Origin of the sequence: Pantoea sp. SIMBA_079 (assembly GCF_046940275.1) — a bacterium.
Classification (GTDB): Bacteria; Pseudomonadota; Gammaproteobacteria; order Enterobacterales; family Enterobacteriaceae; genus Pantoea; species Pantoea borealis.
Window position 1 is genome coordinate 1 of sequence record NZ_JAWRYR010000850.1, and the last position, 240, is coordinate 240.

General features: G+C 42.1%; 1 protein-coding gene. It reads left to right on the forward strand.

The annotated features are described in order from the left end of the window. A partial coding sequence (locus SB719_RS22335) for a hypothetical protein (protein ID WP_412160060.1) occupies nucleotides 1-240 on the forward strand: 240 nt, incomplete at both ends.

Below are 240 nucleotides of genomic sequence, written 5' to 3' on the forward strand. Positions count from 1 at the left end.
AAATGGATTTCTGACGAGATGGGAATGTACTCTGATACATTTAATGATTTTAGAGGACACGTTTCAGTAGCTCGCAGGGGCAAAGAATGGAGCTTCTATTTTGCTAAGTATCGCAAGAATACCGAGATTGATGATGCTAGCTATGTTCGAAGGTGGCGCGATGATTCAGACAGTAACCAGATGACAAGTAGAGCTGTAGCTAAAATTGCTATTGGTTGTATCGCATACGGCGCTAATCCA